The organism is Solibacillus sp. GQ1, assembly GCF_059758555.1.
The window spans coordinates 1,106,006-1,123,008 of record NZ_JCAXEX010000001.1; the positions used below are offsets into that span (position 1 = coordinate 1,106,006).

Here is a 17,003-nt window from a genome sequence, read left to right on the forward strand (position 1 = left end):
GGAGCGGCCCTTGGATTTTATTAGAACAATTGGGAAGTATATTAGAAGAAGTGCGCTGGTTATTTGAAGATCTGAGTGGGATTTTAGAAAAGTAGACCCTCTTATTAGAAGAAACATGAAATATATTAGAACTTCAAGAATTTATTAGAACAAATGAAAATATATTAGCAGATTTCCGGATTTATTAGAAAATCGGGACCCGACCCATTCGCCATATCGCAAAATATTATAAGTTATCCACAAGTAAGTAACCATTTTTAGAATTATTGCGCGGGAAATTTTTGAATTATCAGATATTAGATGAAAGGTTATTCTTATTTTGCAGTTCTGCCTCTCTTCTATATAAAAGGGATCGAGATTATATTTCTCGATCCCTTAGCTAATTATAATACTATTCTTTTGCAGCTAAATCTTCAATGGAATCAATATCCATATATGCCGGGACAACAAAACCAAGCCGTGCACCTTTTAAGTTTTCCCCTAAATCAATAAAGTCATCTTTGTGCTTTTCATAAAAGGACTCATGTGTAATCGGCAGCCAAGGGGCTAATGAAATATCACCATTTCCTGTTGAAATAGCCTGGAACATAATCGCCGGGTCAACAGGAGTGATTTCGGCTTCAAAACCATGCTGTTCCAAAATGGCTTCAATGACATGTGATGAAGCATCCTCTGTGTCCCAAGGAGTAGAAATAATACTAATTTTTTCTCCGTTACCTTTTTCAACTCCAGAAGTCCATTCTGCGATCGTTTCCGAATTTTCCTCAACCCATTTGTTCGCAGCATCTTTAAAATCCGAATTTTGGGCATCTGTCATGACCGTTTCCATATCTTCGGGCTCCCAATAAAAGCGGTCCACTATTGTGTAGGCATTCGGTAAATCTTCTTTAAAACCTTTACGAACAATTGTATTAATATTTTCGATTTCACCTAATGATTTTTTAGGATCCTCTAAATATTTCAAATCATATTTTGCAAACATCCAGTGAGGGTTCCAACCTGTAATAATAATTGGTTCTTCATTTTTAAAAGCCTTATCTAATTCACCTAACATACCGGCTGTTGAACTTTCTGTAAGGTTCCAGTTATTTAGATTTTCATAATCTTGTAAAGCATTGTTTGCCAATTCCATTGTGCCGCTTCCCGGTTCAATGCCATTGATCGTGTAATTTAATTTTTCTTCAATTGTAGCACTGCTTTCCTCCTGGCTATTACAACCAACTAAAAGTAGGCCCGTTACTGCTACTGAAAATAATCCCATTTTTTTAAAATGCATAGTACTCTCCTTTTATCTCTTTTATAAAGAGACAACTTATAAAATTTTTAAAGTTGTTACTTTATAAATTATTAACTAAATCTTTATTTTTGTCAATTCAACATTTACTTAAAAAGGTATTTGCATAAAAAGAATTTACACTATATTTCAAAATAGGTGTTTTTTATTCTTTTGGGAATAATTTGAAATAAGACTCTTAATAACTGCTATTGTTTTCGAAAAGAGGTAAAAGGGAGGAATTAATTTTTTATGTTATTGATAAAACGATTAGACATATGGCTGATCGGCATTGGAGATTTATAATATTAAGTTAAAATATTACATATTATGAAACTTATTGTAGTTGTAATTCGTAATATGTAAGTGTAAACAGTTGTTTTACGAAAAAGAGATAGGGGGATGAAGAGTGGTAACTTTAAAAAAGGCGGGTGCCATGTTAACTGCAACAGCGCTGTCTGTTGGGTTATTAGCACCAATTGCTAGTGCTTCAACAATTGGAAATGAACGGATGGAGACATTGCCGATTCAAGTTGCACAAACGAATACAACGGTAACAAAAGATGATTTAATGAAGCGTTTCCGAGCATTATTTCCAAATGAGTTCTTACATGTATCTGAAAAAGATTTTCGTACAGGTACAGGATATTCACATCCTACAGACTCTACGGTGCGTTATGAACTTTATTTCTCAAAGAATATTGATGACCAATATGAACATGGAAGCTTTGTTTTTGCGGGAGATACGTTGGAGTTAGAACAATTCTACTATCAACCAGTAAACACAAAGGATGTATTGTTCCCGGCAAAATATTCAAAAGAAGAAGCGCAAAAATCTGCGGATAAATTTATGGAAAAGTTCAATAAAGGCGAGGGGTATGAGCTTGTGCCAAACGCACACGATTATTACTCGCCATCTATTTTAACGCGGCCTGTTGAATACTCATTTATTTATGAGAAGAAAAATTCAGGGATTCCAATTTCAGATCAAACTATTAATATTCGTGTGTTTGGGGATGGCACAGTATCATCATTTTATAGAACAACCTCTCCAAAAAATAATTTCACGTATGATGATCCGTCCAAAAAACAAGATGAATCTTCCATTGCTAACCGCGTGCAGGATGCTTTAAAAGCACAATTGTCCTATACAATTATACCGGATTATTCAACAGGGGATCACAAGGTTAAGCTTGTTTATGAACCAAATAGCCAGATTATTTCAGGTATCCATGCACAAACAGGGGATTGGTTAACTTTGGACGGACTCTCTTCAACATTATCCGCTAAATCAATTACACCGATTGTTTCTGCACCATTAGCGGCAAAACAGCCAAACATGACAGCTGATCAGGCGCGAGCATTGGCTGAGAAATTGCTTGCAACAGATATAAAAGGTGTTCAACTGGAGATTGGAGCGGTTGAAGAAACGACATCGGAGACTGGTAAAGAAGTCTTCAACATTCAATATATGTATAACTATCGTAATGGTGGAACAGGAACTGTGCTAACAATTGATAAAGCAACAGGGGAATTCATTCATTACAGTGATATTAAAAGTCATCTTGAAGAAGATAATAATGACGCCGAGGCAGAAGTGAAATTAACACAGAAACAGGCATTGGATAAAGCGATCGCTCTTGTAAAAGAATGGATACCATCATCTGCTCATAAGTATGCATTGCCAGTTAATGAAGGCTACCACGAAACTTACAATAATAGTTATAACTTTACGTTCCCACGCATCGTGAACGGCTTATCAGTAGTGGGAGACAACATTTCAGTAGGTGTCGATGCTAAAACTGGTGCTTTATTGAGCTTGTATATGAGCGATTATGGTGATTTGGAGTGGCCGGCAGCAACTGATCTTTTATCTGAACAGGAAGCAACAAAAATGTTGAAAGATGAGTTGAAACTGAAGCTGCAATATGTGAATCATCCAAAGGTCGGGAATGAGCAGCATTACAGTTTAGCATACCAACCAGTCTTCAAAGAAGGGGCTTCCGCGGGCATTGATGCCAAAACAGGTGAATGGTTAGATTCTTATGGAATGGCCAATTCGGACAAGCCGAAAATCGAGCATCCAAAAGCTGCTGAAGAATTAAATTATTTAATTCATGCGGGTATTTTAGAAGTGAATGAAAAGTTTAACCCAGATGCCCCTATTACTAAAGAGGAAGCATTAAAAGTATTACTTAAATCGGTAACATACATGTATTATAGCTCTAGTTACAATGAGTTTGAAACGGCGGCCGAATCATTTACTGATATAACGCCAGACGATGCCTCATATGCATTTGTCACACGTGCATTACAAATGGGAATGCTTGATGCATCTACTAAAACATTTAATCCGAAGACAGCTCTTACAAATCAGGAACTGGCAAAATGGGTAATTGGTACATTAAAACTAAATAAACCTGCACAACTGAGTGATATATATGAATTGAAATACAGTGATGCCGCACTTGTGGATAAGGAATTACGTGGTCACGTGGCATTAGCATATGCAATGGGATTACTTGAAGCTGAAAATAATCAGCTGAAGCCAACTAGTGAAGTTACGTATGCACAATTAGCTCAAGTAACAATTCGTTTAGCTCATAAAATGAACGAATATCAGATTAATAATTATTAATAGCAGGTTTGTTTTTAACACATTGACTTAATGAAATATCCCTTGCCATTTAAACGGCAAGGGTTTTCATATTTAAATATTTAGTTGCACGATTCATCCGTTGTGAAAACCGGATGACTAATACATAAAAGCATTTATACAAATGAAGAAGTCAAATATAACTAGGTGACATTAAGGGATCTTATATTGAAAATAGAAAATCAGATTGTCCACCGAATTATGCAATTTGCTTAAAAAAGGGGTAGTAATATGTTTCCAAAATTAGAAACCGAACGACTCGTTTTAAGAGAAATTCTACCTGCCGATGTAGAAGCGATCTATTCAATTTTTTCAAGTGAAGAGGTAACAAAATACTATGGATTGGACACATTTAAAACAATGGAACAGGCAGAAATGTTAATACAGGCATTTACTAGTAATTTTCAATCTGAAAAAGGAATACGCTGGGGAATTGAGAGGAAGGGCGTTCAGGGGTTAATCGGTACAATTGGCTTTAACTCATGGTCAAAAGCACATCGACGTGCAGAAGTTGGATATGAAATTCATCCAGAATTTTGGCGTAATGGCTATGCATCAGAAGCAGTAGCTAAAATCGTTGAACATGGATTTCAAGAGATGGAGTTAACAAGAATCGGTGCCATCGTTTTTGTTGAAAATGATGGTTCCAGTCAATTATTGATGAAACAGGGATTTGAAAAGGAAGGCATTTTAAGAGAGTATATGTACCAAAATAACGAGGCTTTCGATGTAATTATGTTAGCAAAGTTTAATCGGCAAAATGGAGGAGATGAATAATGGATATTAATCGAAATGAAATTTACTTTAGAAAGTTGAAATTAGAAGACTTCAATGCTGTAGTTGATTGGAGTAGGGATGAGCATTTTTGTGAAGCAAATGGATGGCAGAAAAATAGAGATCATATGGAATTATTTAAATGGTGGGAACGTTGTGTAGCCAACCAAGAAAAAGATATGATCCGTTTGGGAATTGAATATAAAAATAGACTTATCGGTTATGCTGATTTAGCCGAAATTAAAAATAATAGTGCTGAAATTGGTATTGCTATAGGAGACAGTACTCTTTGGAATGTTGGTATTGGGACACAAATGGTAAAAAAATTAATGGATTATGCGAATGAACAATTCGGAATTACCACATTTTACGGAGAGACACACGAAACAAATCATCGCTCCAGAAAAATGATGAAGAAGATCGGATTCACTGAAGAGAGCCGTGAAGGAACTGAATTATACATAGGTAAAGAAGTTAAATTAGTACAATATAAGTTGTTTTTGAAAGATAGATAAGTTTTTTTTCATAAAATGATTTCATGTACCGGAACAATAGCTATTTGAAAGCACCATAATACATAAGAACGAAAAAAAAGGTGGTACGAATCAAAATGCATTCGTACCACTTTTTCTGTAATATCTATTTATTGTTTTCCTTCTTATTCGCTTTTGATCCCCAATATGTAGCAAGAATCGGTCCCGAAATATTGTGCCAGAAACTGAAGATAGCACTCGGAACGGCTGATACTGGGTCGAAGTGGGCCATCGCTAATTGCGCTCCTAAACCTGAATTCTGCATCCCAACTTCGATCGATACTGCTTTTTGATCATCGTATTTCAGTTTAAATAGTTTTGCTACTAAAAATCCTAGTAAGTAACCTAAACCATTATGTAAAATAACAATGGCAAAAATGATTAATCCTGTTTCTAAAATTTTATCGCGGCTTCCGCTTACTACAGCAGCAACGATCATCACGATTGCCACAACTGATACTGTAGGAAGAATATCAACACTTTTTTCTACAAGTGGTCTAAATAAGAACTGTGCAAGAATCCCTAAAATAATCGGAATTAACACAACTTTAATTACTGACATAAACATGGCCATAAATGAAACTGGTAACCATTCACTTGCTAATAAGTAGATTAGAGCAGGTGTTACAAAAGGTGCTAATAATGTTGTGCATGATGTAATCGTAACAGATAATGCCGTATTTCCTTTTGCGAGGAATGTCATAACGTTTGATGACGTACCCCCTGGACAACAACCTACTAATATAACGCCAACCGCAATTTCTGGCGGTAAATTGAAAACTTTGGCTAACGCAAATGCCAGTAACGGCATAATAACAAATTGGGAAACGATTCCGATAATAACACCTTTCGGATGTTGAAGAATTAATTTAAAATCATCTAATTTTAATGTCATCCCCATACCAAACATGACAATTCCTAATAATATGGTGATGTAACTGCCAATCCATGTGAAATATTCAGGTATCCAAATTGCTAAACCAGCTGCAACCAGTACCCAAATCGCAAATGTATTTCCTGCAAACTTACCTATCTTCTGTAAAACTCCCATGATGATGTAACCTCAGCTTTCTATTGAATTCATGTTATTGTAATTTATTAAATTTCTAATTGCAATAATTTTCAGAATTTTAAGCAATTTCTTTATTATTCTAGTTAATAGAGTCGAAAAGTTATGGGGAAAATTAAATTTCATAAAAAAATGGGTTGTGCAGCAAAATACTGCCCAACCCATTAACTAACATTTTATCTATTCTTTAATTTTGCTACTTCCTCACGTACAATTGGTGCAACTTTCGTACCTAACAGTTCGATGGCATGCAGCACTTGGTCGTGCGGCATAGAACCGACCGGGACATGTAGGAAAAATCTTGAAATGCCGACATGTTCGTAAAGATAAATGATTTTCTTAGCAACCGTGTCAACATCGCCTACATAAAGAGCGCCTTCCAAGCTTCGGGCCTCATCAAATGCTTCGCGTGTGTACGGAGCCCATCCACGTTCACGGCCAAGTTTTGTCATTGCCGCTGCTGTTGAAGGGAAAAATTGTTCTGCTGCAAGTTCTGTCGTATCCGCAATAAAACCATGTGAATGGGAAGCGACACGCAGCTTCGAAATATCATGGCCTGCTTTTTTCGCTACATCATAATACAGTTGAACGATGCGTGCAAAATACAGTGGACTTCCTCCGATAATGGCCAATGTTAACGGCAAGCCCAATGTGGCAGCACGGATGGCAGATTGTGGTGTACCGCCGCTCGCCACCCAAATCGGTAATTTTTCCTGCACAGGGCGCGGGTAGATGCCGCGTCCTGGAATAGATGGACGGAAATGGCCAGTTGATGATACAATCTCATTTTCCTGAAGATTTAATAATAGATCGAGTTTTTCTTCAAAAAGCGCATCATAATCATTCAAGTTATTGCCGAACAAGGGGAACGACTCAATGAATGAACCGCGTCCAGCCATAATTTCGGCGCGGCCGTTCGATAGTCCGTCAAGTGTTGCGAATTGCTGGAAGACACGTACAGGATCGTCAGATGAGAGTACCGTTACAGCGCTCGTCAATCGAATTTGTTTTGTTTGCATAGCAGCTGCCGCGAGTACGACAGAAGGAACTGATGCTGCATAATCTTCGCGGTGATGTTCTCCGACACCATACACATCCAGTCCTACCGAATCCGCCAGCTTAATTTCTTCGACGATTTGTCGCAGTCGCTCGGCATGACTTACTGTTTCACCTGTTAACGCATCCGGTGTAGTTTCTGCAAAAGTTGAAATACCTATTTCCATGTGATGACCTCCAAATAATTAATGGCTCGTTTCCTTTTCTTACTATCATTACCATAAGGATTATTTTAGTGCACATCGGTTGGAAATGAAAGAATTGTATCTTTCGTAAAAAGCTTGTGAAATCATACTTCAATTAATGCGGTATCTTTTATCTCTATAATTCTTGTAGCCACTTGCTTCACAAAATAGTCATCATGGGAGACAAAAAGAATAGTGCCGTCATAGCCTCGGATAAAGTTTGCCAATGCCTCTTTTGTAGCTATATCAAGGAAGTTGGTCGGCTCATCAAGCAGGAGAATATTATATTGACCTAAAAACAGCTGACTTAAAAGCAATCGAATCCGTTCACCGCCGCTTAAAACAGTGATCCGCTTTTGTAAATCATTCTGTTCAAACTGCATTTGATGCAAAATAGTGCGAATAAACGCATCGCTGTATTCGCTTCGTGTTTTTATAAAACTCCAAACGGTCTCATGCGGTAAGTTTTGATAAGCAAGCTGTGAAAAGTGACCGATTTTTACTTTCGGTGAAAGATCTATATTTGGATGCTTTCCGACAATCGCCTGAAGCAATGTTGATTTTCCGCTGCCGTTCGGACCTGTTATAGCTATTTTTTCCTGTAGCCGAATTTGAAGCTGGCATTGATTTAAAAGGATCTTCTTTCCGATTGCTAAAGTAAGATCTTGCATCATAATCGGCACTTTATTATGAAGTTCCAGTGCTTTCGATTGTTTGAAGTGAAGTGGCACGTTTTCTTTTACTTTTTCGACAACGGAAAGCTGTTCAATCCGTTTTTCCATTGCTTTAGCCGAGCGGTAAACCGATTTTTGACTCGTTCCTTTAGATTTTGTTTCAAACATACGATTCGCTTTGGCTTTCGTTTCTTTTTTCGACATCCTCTTTGCCTCGGTAATTTTTTCGGCCTTCTTCATTTTTTCAGCAACAGCCTTCTCCAGGTGAGCCTTTTCGCGAACATATTTTTCATGGGCAGCAGCTTGCTCCTGTTTTTCCCGTTCTTTTTGCGCTGCATAATCGGAATAATTCCCGCTATAGACCGAAACATGCCCATCATTGACTTCCCAGATTGTCGTAACAATACTATCTAGCAAGTTCCGATCATGACTGACTATGACGACTGCTCCGTAATAATAGCGGAGTTGCTCCTGCAAAAATCTGATGCCGTCCTGATCTAAATGAGTTGTCGGTTCATCAAAAAGCATTGCCTCGTAGTAATGGCTGAATGCCTGTGATAACTTTAACCTTGTTTGTTCACCACCGCTATGTGGATCGACTGCCTTCAATTTGTGGGCAAGCGCGATATTAATATTGTCTTGTTTGATGGCAGGGGATGTTTGTTCAAAATAGAAATAATCAACAAGTGCGTTTACATTCCCTTGTTGTGGAATGAGCTGACCGGTTAATAATTTTAATAAAGTGCTTTTACCGGCACCGTTTTTACCAACAATCCCAATGCGGTCAAATTGATAAATTGCCAATTGCGGGATTGTAAGTACATCCTTATCTAAAAATTGCACGTGTATATTTTTTAGTTCAAAGCTTAAGTTTTCCATTATTGCTACCTCCGAAATATAAATTTCGTACCGATAGCTTATCGATACGAGCGGTTTGTGTAATCCGCCCGTATTAAAAGAATAGAAGCATCTGCATTGTTTTAGCCCTCCATTTTATACGTGAGTCTAAAACGCAATAAAAAAGCAGACATATGTATGCCTGCGCCGAAAAAATATAGAAGTCTCCCGTTTAAAGAGGGATCTCTATGGTTTCATCGTTTACAAGCATGACAAAAAAGCCCATCGAATGGGTTTGCTTTTTTATTGCCAGCTTAGAGTAAACGAAGTAAAAACATAGAAAAATCCCTCCTTCTCATAAATTAATGCCATCATAATAGATTTCCGGAAATAAATCAATAATGGAATTTACTAGGTAAATATTAAAAGTGATTGAAGATTAATAAATATTCAAATATAATTATATTTATAAAACGGACGTAAGAAGGAATTTTTCTTGGAAGACGTGGTCGAATGAGTTTATATTTTGCGTATGTCATGATTGGCCTTGCCATTGCAATGCCCGTTGGTGCCATTACAGTCGAAATGACGAAACAGGGTTTGAAAAATGGGTTTATGCACGGTTGGGCAGTAGGGCTTGGCGGAATGACAATTGATCTAGCTTTAATCATTGCCTTGTATTTGGGGGTGGCTAAATTTTTGTCGCTGGCTTATATTCAGCTACCGCTTTGGTTAATAGGAGCCGCCTTTTTATTTATTTTGGCTTTCGATTCAATTAAAAATGCTGATAAAGATATTGCGTTAGCTGGTGAGAAAGCGAATAAATCCTTTCTGTCAACATACCGCAATGGTTTATTAGTTGCTGTTTCACCAGGTAATCTCGTTTTCTGGATTTCTGTTTTTGGAGCAGTTTTGGCCGACTCTTATGCAGGAAAAGGGGCCAATCAATTTTTGATTGTTGCACTAGGCATTTTATCGGGTATTTTACTGCATGATATTGGTCTTTTAACAATTGTTTCACTTACAAGGAAAGTCATGAACCGAGCGATGATTAAATGGACTTCCATTATTGCAGGCTTATTATTATTCGGGTTTGGCTGTTACTTTATATATGAATTTATTCATGATTTAAAAGCATTAATTTAACTATTAGAACGGGTGATTCCAGAGTACATATGGTTTTGCCTGTTTGTTTTTATATTTGCATGTATTAGGAAGAGGCCATGCTGAAAATGCTCTGACATATCGCTTTTTGCATAGACATACACTGCTATAAAATTAAAAGTTTTGCGGAAGAGGCAACATTTGTGAAGAGAGGACGTTCTATTCTAAAGAAGAACATACATAATAATGGCATGTTTTCACAAATTCTATTGTGAATCAGTCAAAGTTTTTGTATGCTAAGTGAATGTAGAAGTGGACTTTGGAGTTAATATCGGTTTTTTCGATTTTAACTTTGGATATTGCAAATGATTGGAGTTGTTTTTGTTGTTAGATACAATCATTCTATCAATGATTGAGTTTTTTAAAGGGTTCGGATATTTTGGTGTACTGTTGGCACTTTGCTTTGAGTTTATCCCAGCAGAAGTTATATTACCGATGGCCGGATTTTGGATTGCTCAAGGGGAGTATAAATATTGGTTAATGGTGCTTGCCGGAACGGTAGGCGGAACAATTGGACCGTTGACATTATATGCGGTAGGGCGTTATGGTGGTCGCCCAATCGTCCTAAAATACGGGAAGTTCTTCTTGATTAATGAAAAGCAAGTGAATGCATCGGACAAGTTTTTCGCAAAATATGGTGCAGGTGTCGCATTTTTCGGCCGCTTTATGCCGATTGTTCGTACCGCAATTTCGGTTCCGTGCGGGATGACGAAAATGAATGTATGGAAGTTTACGATCTATACATTTTTAGCGATGTTCCCAATTACCGCGCTTTATGTTTATTTAGGCATTAAGCTAGGGGAAAACTGGGAGCAGGCAGGAGAACTGTTTAAACAGTACTTGCAGCCGTTTGTCATCATCATCATTATTTTGGCAGTAATCTATGCGATTTATAAATATCGCGTAAAGTTATTAGAGCGTAAAATGAACTTACCTAATAAAAAATAAATTCAAAGGGCAGCCGTGTTTAACAGGTTGCCCTTTTTAATTTGCTCTATATTATTTAACGATTAAATTACTTTTAATTTCCTTCTCCAACATTTTCACTAGTTCTGCTTGTTCTAAATGTTGAAGTAGCGTTAAACCCTTTTCAATAAAACCTTCATCTGCTCCGTTTAAATTATTTAGGCAAACGCCTTTTCTCACGTAACAGATCGACAGGTTAATAAAAAGCTGCTCCGATTTACACTTACTGCTTGCATCATTCAACAGATGTAGTGCGGTTTCAAAGTCTTTTCCTTTAATATTAATAAGCGACAAATTGATCAGAAAGTTTATTTTTAACTTATTAATATTTTGAAATCCGTTGTACTTATCGATATGGCGAAATGCAAATTCTTTTATTTCGGTTGCAGTAGAAATCGGAAAAACAAATAAAATGGCATTCAGCAAATAAATATCAGGTAAGTACAGTGTATTTCGCTGCGAGAGATCGTTCCATATAGGAGATATTGTTTCAGAAGCCAGTACAAAATCACTGGATCTTGCCAAAACGAGCATGCCTTCCATTACAGTTTGAATATTCATGATTAAATTGTCATTCGGATTTTGCTGTAAATAAGCTGAGCATTCTTTAATCATTAGGAGCAGGGCATTTTCGGAATTATATGTTTGATTGTAAAACTTCTTCATAATCCTTTGACGGTCATGCATTTCATAATTATTGCTTATGTATTCAAACTCTTCATAGGACATTTCAAGACGCCCCAAAAATTCCTTTAATATCGAAAACTTAATTTCTCTGTTTTCTCCTTTTTCAAACTTTGAGTAGTTGCCCTGTGAGCATATTTTTTCGCTGACATACTGTTGTGAATACCCTTTACCAACCCTGATTTCTTTTATAACATGCCCGTAATTATTCATTTCATCACCTAAATTATTCTTTTAGGCATATTATACACTTTTTGTCGGAAAGTTTGTAAAATTAATACAAAGGAGGGGGCAAAATGGTAGATTTATTAATTACAACTTTAGAACTGTGGATTATTGGAACTGGTGGAGGATAAGTTAGAAAATTAAAAGATTCATATATATAGCAATCAGGCTTTGGAATAGGAACAGCGGAGGAATCAATGATGAAAAAATTTAAATTGTTAAGTTTAAGTTTATTTGCAGCAATTTCTTTAAATGTATCCGTAAATATTTCAAGTATACAAGCAGCTGAAAGTTTGACACCTGAAGTTTCTGTCACATCCGATACACTTTGGTATTCAAAAGAAGTGCCCTATACAACGACACAATCGATGTGGGTAACGGTTACTCAAAACGGTAAAACGTATTCTGGTTATTTGTATAATCGTGGCTATGCTGTAGGGAAGCCGGGGTATTCCTTCTTTTCAGGCACGCTTAAAACAGGACCATATGCACCGCTTAGTAACGCAGAGCAGGAGTAATGGGGAAATCTGAATCTGATAATTTTCATATCCTCTTTGAAAAGGATAAGCCTCCGTTTTTTGGCAAATCTGCTCAAAGAGGAATTTATATTTTCAGCATACTAACAGGGTAAGGGGGAGGAATGATGTATGAAGTGATTCGTTTTCTTGTGAAAGGCTTGTTAAAAAGCAAATATATTTTTATATTACCTGTTGCAATTATTGTACTTGTCGGGACGATGCTCGTTATTAATAGTACGCAATCGGGTGCTACCAAGCATGAACTGCAGGAAACGTTCAACAATCGAAAAGATACAGTACATTTGCTGATTACAAGTACATTAACTAAAGAACGGGTTATAGGTCTTACTCCGGAAGAACAGCAATCATTGGGAAGTCTTCTATTAAAAGAACAATATATAGACGATATTTTAAAGAAATTAGACGAGAACGATTTACAGATTGCCGACCAGCAGCTTGCCTATTTAAACGAATATGAAAACTACATAGCATTCAAAGCAATTCCTTATCTTGGTGAACATACAGTGGCAGTTGAAAGGGAGAAAGCGGAAGCCATCATTGATCATCAGTTGGCCTATACCGAACAAGATACGCCATTTAAAACTGCCTTATTTACAAAGCAATTATTCCAAATTCTATTTAGCCCCGTTACGGCCTTTCTTCTATTATTAGTTTTTTGCTATAAATATATATTTGACCGGGAAAATCGGACATTCGATTTCTTTAAAATCAATTCATTATCCAGTAAAGCCATTTATTTTGGATACTTGATTCCTTTATGGATGGTCGTCCTGTGTTACATCGTTATTGCAAGTGTTGTGTCGTTACTGCCGCCACTATTAACAGGGAATCTGAACACAATTTACTATCCTGTTGAAGTGGCATTGAGTTCCGAAATCATTTTAGTCCCAATATGGAAATGGCTTGTGTTTATCCCGATTGGCTGGGGGATTTTCAGTGCGTTATTATTGCTGCTGTTTACTTGTCTGATTAAACAGCAAGCAAAATTAGGTTTACTATTCTCGCTGATCAGTTTACCGGTTTTAATCAGTTATATGATTTCATTGAAGACCGGGTTTCAGATGTATAACCCGATTCACTTGATTGTTTCGTATGAACAGCTATTACTGGATTCGAATCGTTTTGTCCCTTATTTAATCATCATGTTACTGCTAGTAGTGATAGGTACCGGTATTACTTATGCTGTCATTAATATGAAAAATGTCAGTTTTGGAGTGCCTGAATTTACAGCATCGAAAAAACAGTATGTACCAAACAGGAAATTTAAATTATTACAATTTGAGCATCTAAAGAAGAAGCGGAAAGGCCATATTCTTATAACTGTTATTTTGCTGTTTGGAATAATTGGCGGTACGGTCATTGTAGTGAATGAGCAGTACCGAACATTTCCTGACAAAGCACTGAAAATAATTGAGCGTTCCCAAAATACGATTATCCAGGATCAAACACATTGGAAACTCGTCGCAGATGAATTTGAAATGGAGCAGGAATTGCAACGACGGATGGCTGAGGAAACGGGTGAAGAGCTGGAAATGCTTGATCAAAATCCTTATCAGTCAATGATTAAACAATTAGAAATGCGATTTGAGGCGTTGGAACATCTGAAGGCTGATATTCACTCTCCTACATTTGCCGAGACATTTCGCGATGTGATGAACTCATTTGAACCTGGTACTTATAGAGAAAATGATAATACACTTTGGACATTGACTGACATGGTATCAGAAGAGCAGGAAATTATTCTGGATGGCAAAAGGATAACCCCGTGGCCGCTTGGACATAAATGGGTATCTAATTTTGATGATCCGAGTCAGGCTTTAGATCAAGAACATTATGAACGTTTAAAGCTGTTCCAGGAACAAAATACAAAATACGGGGACAGCAGCTCGTTTGCAATCTACAGGTTCTTGGAATGGAACATGATGTGGTTCGTCCTGATTTTATTTGTATTATTGTTATGGACAACGATGGCCGATGAATATAGGCCGAATCCATCGATGAGCTTTTTAGCAACAAAGCCAATTCGATTCTCCTCTATTTATGTATCGAAATGGATCTATAATTTAACGGTTGCCTGCAGTTTGTTGCTCATTACGGGTACTATTGTTTTCCTGATCGCTACATTTATTGGTGGAGTAGGTGACATGGATTATCCAATATTGATTTATGCAACAGAACGGCTGGAGGAGCACTTTTTCTTTTCAACTGCGAACAATGCCTATTTTTATTTTGAAAATTTGATGGCGCTGCTTGTCAAAAGTGGAGTGCTTATATTCATGCAGCTCTTCTTTTTAAATAGCTTGTTCAGCTTTATCGGGAAATTGATGAAAAATCATTATGCAGCAATTATCGTTACATCCATACTTGTCATTGCCGGGTACTTTGCAGGGAACCATTATATTAATCTAACAAGTAGTGTGTATAATCCGTTTGTCTATTTTGATACATGGAATATTGTAGATGGCTGGAAATCGATTGAGGCAAACAACGGAAAAGTGAACTTCCTGACGGGCGCGGTCATTTTACTAATCAGCGGGACTCTATTGTTCGGCATGGGGCTTCTATTTAAAAGGAAGGTGACATCATAATGGTATTGCAGGTGAACGAACTTGAAATGAAATACAAAAGTAAACAGGTGCTGGATAATATTACGTTTTCTATCGGTACCGGTGAAATAATAGGTATTGTAGGGCCGAATGGGGCAGGGAAATCTTCATTAATGCGCTCGGTATTAGGATTGGAAAAGATTAATAAGGGCACTGTCCATATAAACAATATTTCCAACAGCAACCCTGAATTCTTTAAATATATTTCCTTCTTGCCAAGTGATAATTACTTGTATATGCAGTTAACCGGTTATGATCATCTGTCGTTTGTGGCTAATATTTACCATATACAGCAACAAGAAATAGAAGATGTCATAGAGTTGATCGGCATCCGCTCGTATGTGCATCAGCCCGTCAAATCCTATTCTTACGGGATGCGGCAGCATTTGCTGATCGCGTTAAGTATATTGACAAAGCCGCTCATTATTTTAATGGATGAACCTTTTAATGGACTGGACCCGACGAGCATTATTGAATTAAAACAATTGATTGAAGTGCTACATGCAAAAGGAATCAGTATCGTCATTTCGACGCATAACCTGGATTTACTGGAAGATTTGACGGAGACAATCTGGTTCATTAAAGAAGGGAAGCTTTACACAAATCCATTGCATTCAAATAAGGAAGTACAATACGAAATTAAGTATTCATATCATAGTGATCTTCCCCAAGTAATGAAAAAGAGCCATCTTCCTTATAAAATTAAAGGTGATTTACTCATTACAGATGCTGCATTTGCGATTGAAACCTATCTTCAATGGTTATTAAAAAATAGTGTGCAAATCCAATCTGTGAATCCGATCAACCGGAACTTGGAAGAACTGTATCGTGATTTTTATAATCTATAATAGAAACAAGCCGTTGTCATAAAGTATGACAACGGCTTTATTTTTAGTTGAAATCGATAAACTAAACAGTAAGAGAGCCTCTAAATCCTCGGGCACCGTAGTACGAATCTGCGCCATTATGGTACATGAAAACCGTCTCATATCGACGGTCGCAGAAAATTGCTCCGCCAAGTTTACGGATATCCGGTGGTGTCAAAACCCAGCTTGATGTTTTTAAATCGAATTTCCCAAGTTGCTGCAATGAGCGGTATTCGACTTCCGTTAAAATTTCAATTCCCATTGAAGACGCCATATTCATTGCACTGTCTTCCGGTTTGTTCTTTTTACGCGCATCCAATGCTTCCTGGTCATAACAAATACTTCTGCGTCCTTTAGGGCTTTCAGCTGAGCAGTCCATAAATGTGTATGTGTCCGTTTCCTGGTTATATGCAACGACATCAGGTTCACCTTCTGTACGTTCCATTTCATTAACAGACCATAGTTTTACCGGATTTGCTTCGAGCTTTGTCTGCACATTTTCCCAATCGATATTCGGATGACGCTCCATATGCTGTAAAAAGCGTGCTTTCAATGTTGTAAGAAGCTGTTCTTGCTGTTCGTTTGTTAATACTTTTTTAGCTGCCATAATATTGAACACCTCGTTAAGTAGTTGATGCCTTTAATGATACTTTAGTTATGAGAATAATGTCTACTAATGGTTAATTTTCATAATAAATAAATCTACTAAAAAACATAGAGTGCATCAAAATTATATTTGCACGTAAATGAATTGTTTCATATGCATAGACAAATGAATTAATATGGTATATACTAATGTTAATAAGAAATGTTACAAGACAACAATAAATTCACCTATTACAATATGTATTCGTGTTTTATTTAGTACTTATTGTAATATGTGAATTTTTTTCTTT

General features: G+C 36.9%; 14 protein-coding genes. 8 read left to right on the forward strand and 6 right to left on the reverse strand.

Annotation, left to right across the window (positions count from 1 at the left end):
- Positions 1-391 precede the first annotated feature (391 nt).
- Entirely contained in the window at positions 392-1,276 is an 885-nt protein-coding gene (locus AC6CH1_RS05375; protein WP_251688487.1) for a glycine betaine ABC transporter substrate-binding protein, read from the reverse strand.
- A gap of 406 nt (positions 1,277-1,682) precedes the next feature.
- Here AC6CH1_RS05375 and AC6CH1_RS05380 point away from each other — a divergent pair, with 406 nt between their 5' ends.
- From AC6CH1_RS05380 to AC6CH1_RS05390, 3 genes are all read left to right on the forward strand, one after another.
- Complete coding sequence (locus AC6CH1_RS05380; protein ID WP_498316521.1) at positions 1,683-3,911, forward strand: S-layer homology domain-containing protein; 2,229 nt, start codon at positions 1,683-1,685, stop codon at positions 3,909-3,911.
- Between the two features lie 249 nt (positions 3,912-4,160).
- Positions 4,161-4,706 carry a GNAT family N-acetyltransferase gene (locus AC6CH1_RS05385; RefSeq protein WP_498316522.1) on the forward strand — a complete coding sequence of 182 codons (546 nt, stop codon included), beginning with the start codon at positions 4,161-4,163 and terminating at the stop codon, positions 4,704-4,706.
- A complete protein-coding gene (locus AC6CH1_RS05390; protein WP_251688479.1) occupies positions 4,706-5,218 on the forward strand; it encodes a GNAT family N-acetyltransferase in 513 nt (170 codons plus the stop codon). Before AC6CH1_RS05385 ends, AC6CH1_RS05390 begins: the two co-directional genes overlap by 1 nt.
- Positions 5,219-5,342: 124 nt before the next feature.
- Here the strand turns inward: AC6CH1_RS05390 and AC6CH1_RS05395 are convergent, their stop codons facing one another.
- The 3 genes from AC6CH1_RS05395 to abc-f all read right to left on the reverse strand — a co-directional run bounded on the left by AC6CH1_RS05395 (position 5,343) and on the right by abc-f (position 9,099).
- Positions 5,343-6,287: a bile acid:sodium symporter family protein gene (locus tag AC6CH1_RS05395; protein ID WP_413078058.1), complete on the reverse strand. Its 945-nt coding sequence runs from the start codon at positions 6,285-6,287 to the stop codon at positions 5,343-5,345.
- A gap of 194 nt (positions 6,288-6,481) precedes the next feature.
- Positions 6,482-7,528, reverse strand: coding sequence for an LLM class flavin-dependent oxidoreductase (locus tag AC6CH1_RS05400; RefSeq protein ID WP_498316523.1), 1,047 nt, complete (start codon positions 7,526-7,528; stop codon positions 6,482-6,484).
- A 122-nt stretch (positions 7,529-7,650) separates the two neighbouring features.
- On the reverse strand, positions 7,651-9,099 hold the full coding sequence (abc-f, locus tag AC6CH1_RS05405) for a ribosomal protection-like ABC-F family protein (RefSeq protein ID WP_498316524.1): 1,449 nt from the start codon (positions 9,097-9,099) through the stop codon (positions 7,651-7,653).
- A 471-nt stretch (positions 9,100-9,570) separates the two neighbouring features.
- Here abc-f and AC6CH1_RS05410 point away from each other — a divergent pair, with 471 nt between their 5' ends.
- Positions 9,571-10,203 (forward strand): LysE family transporter, encoded by a 633-nt coding sequence (locus AC6CH1_RS05410; RefSeq protein ID WP_251688469.1) that lies wholly within the window; start codon positions 9,571-9,573, stop codon positions 10,201-10,203.
- Positions 10,204-10,569: 366 nt separating this feature from the next.
- Positions 10,570-11,169: a DedA family protein gene (locus AC6CH1_RS05415; RefSeq protein ID WP_251690025.1), complete on the forward strand. Its 600-nt coding sequence runs from the start codon at positions 10,570-10,572 to the stop codon at positions 11,167-11,169.
- Positions 11,170-11,220: 51 nt separating this feature from the next.
- Here AC6CH1_RS05415 and AC6CH1_RS05420 read toward each other — a convergent pair whose 3' ends face one another.
- The gene (locus AC6CH1_RS05420) at positions 11,221-12,084 is read right to left on the reverse strand and encodes a helix-turn-helix domain-containing protein (protein ID WP_498316525.1); all 864 of its coding nucleotides are present in this window, start codon (positions 12,082-12,084) and stop codon (positions 11,221-11,223) included.
- Between the two features lie 212 nt (positions 12,085-12,296).
- Here AC6CH1_RS05420 and AC6CH1_RS05425 point away from each other — a divergent pair, with 212 nt between their 5' ends.
- The 3 genes from AC6CH1_RS05425 (at position 12,297) to AC6CH1_RS05435 (ending at position 16,089) form a co-directional block, all read left to right on the forward strand.
- The gene (locus AC6CH1_RS05425) at positions 12,297-12,614 is read left to right on the forward strand and encodes a hypothetical protein (protein ID WP_251688463.1); all 318 of its coding nucleotides are present in this window, start codon (positions 12,297-12,299) and stop codon (positions 12,612-12,614) included.
- A 125-nt stretch (positions 12,615-12,739) separates the two neighbouring features.
- Positions 12,740-15,223, forward strand: a complete 2,484-nt coding sequence (locus AC6CH1_RS05430) for a hypothetical protein (RefSeq protein ID WP_498316526.1) — start codon at positions 12,740-12,742, stop codon at positions 15,221-15,223.
- Entirely contained in the window at positions 15,223-16,089 is an 867-nt protein-coding gene (locus AC6CH1_RS05435) for an ABC transporter ATP-binding protein (protein ID WP_498316527.1), read from the forward strand. Before AC6CH1_RS05430 ends, AC6CH1_RS05435 begins: the two co-directional genes overlap by 1 nt.
- Before the next feature lie 61 nt (positions 16,090-16,150).
- Here AC6CH1_RS05435 and AC6CH1_RS05440 read toward each other — a convergent pair whose 3' ends face one another.
- On the reverse strand, positions 16,151-16,714 hold the full coding sequence (locus AC6CH1_RS05440) for a DUF4256 domain-containing protein (protein ID WP_498316528.1): 564 nt from the start codon (positions 16,712-16,714) through the stop codon (positions 16,151-16,153).
- Positions 16,715-17,003 lie beyond the last annotated feature (289 nt).

What these genes read in the sequence shown, in the direction of transcription:
- AC6CH1_RS05430 (WP_498316526.1), top strand. Translation starts at nt 12,740, where the DNA reads ATGTATGAAGTGATTCGTTTTCTTGTGAAAGGCTTGTTAAAAAGCAAA.
- AC6CH1_RS05375 (WP_251688487.1), bottom strand. Translation starts at nt 1,276, where the DNA reads ATGCATTTTAAAAAAATGGGATTATTTTCAGTAGCAGTAACGGGCCTA.
- AC6CH1_RS05400 (WP_498316523.1), bottom strand. Translation starts at nt 7,528, where the DNA reads ATGGAAATAGGTATTTCAACTTTTGCAGAAACTACACCGGATGCGTTA.
- abc-f (WP_498316524.1), bottom strand. Translation starts at nt 9,099, where the DNA reads ATGGAAAACTTAAGCTTTGAACTAAAAAATATACACGTGCAATTTTTA.
- AC6CH1_RS05420 (WP_498316525.1), bottom strand. Translation starts at nt 12,084, where the DNA reads ATGAATAATTACGGGCATGTTATAAAAGAAATCAGGGTTGGTAAAGGG.
- AC6CH1_RS05395 (WP_413078058.1), bottom strand. Translation starts at nt 6,287, where the DNA reads ATGGGAGTTTTACAGAAGATAGGTAAGTTTGCAGGAAATACATTTGCG.
- AC6CH1_RS05410 (WP_251688469.1), top strand. Translation starts at nt 9,571, where the DNA reads ATGAGTTTATATTTTGCGTATGTCATGATTGGCCTTGCCATTGCAATG.
- AC6CH1_RS05390 (WP_251688479.1), top strand. Translation starts at nt 4,706, where the DNA reads ATGGATATTAATCGAAATGAAATTTACTTTAGAAAGTTGAAATTAGAA.
- AC6CH1_RS05385 (WP_498316522.1), top strand. Translation starts at nt 4,161, where the DNA reads ATGTTTCCAAAATTAGAAACCGAACGACTCGTTTTAAGAGAAATTCTA.
- AC6CH1_RS05415 (WP_251690025.1), top strand. Translation starts at nt 10,570, where the DNA reads ATGATTGAGTTTTTTAAAGGGTTCGGATATTTTGGTGTACTGTTGGCA.
- AC6CH1_RS05435 (WP_498316527.1), top strand. Translation starts at nt 15,223, where the DNA reads ATGGTATTGCAGGTGAACGAACTTGAAATGAAATACAAAAGTAAACAG.
- AC6CH1_RS05440 (WP_498316528.1), bottom strand. Translation starts at nt 16,714, where the DNA reads ATGGCAGCTAAAAAAGTATTAACAAACGAACAGCAAGAACAGCTTCTT.
- AC6CH1_RS05425 (WP_251688463.1), top strand. Translation starts at nt 12,297, where the DNA reads ATGAAAAAATTTAAATTGTTAAGTTTAAGTTTATTTGCAGCAATTTCT.